Raw genomic sequence first — 3349 nt, 5'->3', positions numbered from 1 at the left:
TGCCCGGGCCCATACCCCCGTGAGCTGCGCCGACGCGCCGCGCGCGGCCGGTCCACTGAGTGGACCGAACGTTGCCCGCCGCCCTTCCACCCCAACAGCATGGACGCGTTGTAAGTGATCGCTCACATAGAGCGACGATCACTCGGGCGATCAGACCGTCCCACGGAAGGACGAGCACGATGAACGACAGAACAGCGAGAGCCCTGTCCCGGGCCCTCATCGCGACGGTGGTGGCGGGGGCGGCGGTGACGGCGGCCGGCGCGGCCGATGCGAGCAGCGTCCGGGCCGCGGCCGACCCGACGTGCGGGAGCTGGGTCTCCAGCGCCGTCTTCCCCGGCCTGTCGGCCCGGGCCTGCATCTGGGGCACCGGCGCCTCCTGGAAGCAGGCCCAGACCGAGGTCTTCAACGGCACGGGTTTCGCGGTGGAGGTCGAGACCCTGACCGCCACGCTCGACCCGCTCCCCGGCAACGCCCGGTGCACCGCCATCCACCTCCAGAACGGGCAGACCGCGTTCTGCGGCACGCGGAGCGTCCCCGACAACAACCCCTTCCAGTTCGACCGCGCCGTGGGCTCCGTCCAGGTCACCGACCTGGTCCACCGGGAGCAGTTCGCCTTCGCGTCCCCCTTCGTCGGCTGAGCGGGAAAGGGTGGTGAAGCCTTGACCGGTCCCGCGGAGGAGCCGGAGCAGGTCCGCCTGGTCCGCACCGCCGACCTGGCGGATCTGCGCTTCGGTTTTCCCGGCCTGTCGTTCAAGCGCCCGGCGGCCGGCCGGATCCTGGTCAGGACCGTGCCGGAGCGCGAGGGGCTGATCGTCGTCACGTTCGCCGCGCAGCACATCGTGGAGCAGGCGTTCTTCGAATCGGCCGGGGCCGGGCTGCCCGATCCCGTCCCGGTGCGGCCCCGTCCGGCGCCTCCCGTCGTCTCCCGGATCAGCGGGCGCACCACGCTGGTCTTCGTCGTGGGGCCCGAGGACGAGGTGCCGTACACCGCCGAGGGCCTGCTGGCGGCCATGAGACGGCTGCCGCTGCGCACGGTGGGCGACGAGGGCCCGGCCGACCCGCTGCGCGACCCGGCGGGGGACCCGCGGACCGCGATCGAGCTGCCGTACCGGCTGCTGCTGTCACCGCCCCCCGACGTGCGCTGGACCCACCGCACGGCCCCCGCCGACGACGCGGACCGGGTGGAGCTGTGGCACACGCGGGTGCGCGACACGCGGGCCAGGGCCGTGTGGACCAGGGATTTCCCCGGCGACACGCCGGTCGATCCGCCGCCCGACCCGCTTCCCACGTCGCTGACGCCCGCCGACCGGGCCGCGCTCGTCCACCTCACCAGCGACCGCGGGCTGTTCACCGAGCCGGGGCACCAGCCGTACGTGCCGGTGCCCGTCGAGGTCGGCCACCTGATCCTGTCCGCCCTGGGCGGCTGGCTCGAGGCCCTGGGCAGCTGGGACCCCCGCCCGGCGATCACCAACGTCAGCCAGTGGCGGCACCGCGCGGCCATGGGCCGCGACCACTACGTACGGGTGCTCTACTCCGGCTATCTGTGCCCCTTCGGGCACCGCGCGGACCTGGTGAAGGTGACCGAGCGGAAGTTCGACCCAGATCGCCCGGAACATCCCGCCTACCTGGCCCAGCGCATCTTCATCACCTGCCGCGAACCGGTCCGGGACTTCCCGCCCGGCACGGCCCGCCGCGACGACGACGGCGAACGACTCGACGCCCTGTTCCCGTTCCGGCGGGTCGAGCTGCTGACCCTGGTCACCCCCGACCTCTCCCCGCCCGCCGACGTCCTGCCGGTGAGCGAAGGGCAGCACGCCTTCTTCCCCGCCGTCCGCGACCAGGACCCGTACCTGTTCAAGGTGCGCGCGACCGACCTGGCCGGACGGGAGACCGAGTTCAGCACCCCGCTGCTGTTCCTCACCGAGAACTTCAACAAGGGCGCCGACCTGGTGGCGGCGGCAGCGGCGTACAACGCCCTGGACCCCGGTCCGGGAGAGGCCCCGCCGGACCGGCTGAGCGCCGCCCTGCACGGCGCCCGGGTCGCCGTCGCCGCGCCCGCCGCGCCCGGCGACACCACCGTCGAGGCCGCGACCCTCATCTGGGGGGCCGCCCTGCCGACGGACCGCGACGACCGGCTCCACCAGCGGATCCCCGGCTTCCTCCCGGTGCTGCGCTGGGCCTCGGCGGTGGTCCCGGCCGTGAGCAGGCTCACCGGCGCGGCCGGGCCCCGCCCGGTCCGGTACGCCCGGCGCTACCGGGTGGCCGCCTTCGACCGGACGCCCGACAGGCCCGGCGACCCCGTCAACCCCGGCGAGGTCTTCCTGGAGCTGGTCGCCGGCACGTCCCCGCTGGTCATGGGCTTCGACGACCAGCGGGACCGCGCCGGCGGCCTGGCCGCGCCCACGTTCACCGTCGCGGGCCTGTCCCGCCTGACCGGGCCGGTCAGCGCCGCCAGAACACCCGCCGCCGCGGCGGCCGACCCGCTCGGGACGGCCGCCGACGGCACCTTCCGGCCCTCGGACTTCTTCGACGCGATCGGCGCGAAACTGTTCGGCGTCATCCCCCTGTCCGCCCTGGTCAAGGCGGCCGGCCTGGACGAGGAGCTGAAGGCGCCGCGGTTCGTCACGCAGACCGTCAACGCCGCCACCGCCTTCCTCGCCGACCTGCGCCGCGCCGAACGTCAGCTCACCGGCGTGGCCGCGCGCTTCCCGGCGGTGGCCGCCGCGGCCGGGCGGGTACGGACCACCGCGCTGACCCTCGCCGCCACCGTCGAGGCGTTCATCGCGGGGACGGCCGACCTCGGCCAGGTGGACGCGGCCTTCCGCGACTTCGGTGCCGCCCTCGACGCGCTCGGCGCCGGCCTTCCCGCCGACGTGGACCACGCCGTCGTCACGCTGCTCGGCCACCTGCGACAGGCCCTCGCCATCTGGGACGACGCCCCCGCCGGGGTGCTGCCGCTGCGGCAGGCGATCGAGAGCGCCAGGGCGGGACTGCGGCTGCCGGAGTCCGTCGCCGCCCGGCTGGAGTGGACGCCCGACATCCAGCCCTGGTCGTTGCGCGAGGGCGAGCAGCCGGTCTTCGTCCCGCACGACGGCCACGGCGACCCGGCGCGCGAGGGCCGCTTCTCCGTGGTCGTGGACCTGCGCGCCGGGCTGCGGCCCGACACCCGCCCGGCCGCCGACGTGACGTGCACGCTGGAGGAGTTCGACCTGGTGCTGCTGCCGGGCGTGCTGGAGGCGATGCGGCTGGACTTCCGGCGGATCAGGTTCACCATGCGGGCCGGCGAGAAGCCCGACGTCGAGGTGGCGTTCCGGAACGTCGAGTTCATCGGGGCGCTGTCGTTCGTCGA

Annotated in this window: 2 protein-coding genes; both read left to right on the top strand. The window is 74.6% G+C overall.

Annotated elements, in window-relative coordinates; genetic code table 11:
• The first annotated feature begins 179 nt into the window (after positions 1 to 179).
• A complete protein-coding gene (locus tag ACWCSD_RS50000; RefSeq protein ID WP_397160053.1) occupies positions 180 to 638 on the top strand; it encodes a hypothetical protein in 459 nt (152 codons plus the stop codon).
• 21 nt (positions 639 to 659) lie between these two features.
• Positions 660 to 3349, top strand: a 2690-nt coding sequence (locus ACWCSD_RS49995) for a hypothetical protein (protein ID WP_449926475.1), incomplete at its 3' end; no start/stop codon positions are given.

The organism is Nonomuraea sp. NPDC001684, from assembly GCF_053596515.1.
The sequence above is the reverse complement of the archived record's forward strand: the minus strand, read 5'-3'. Positions and strand labels throughout refer to the sequence as shown.

Coding starts and splice junctions, on each gene's coding strand:
- ACWCSD_RS50000 (WP_397160053.1), top strand. CDS start 180: ATGAACGACAGAACAGCGAGAGCCCTGTCCCGGGCCCTCATCGCGACG.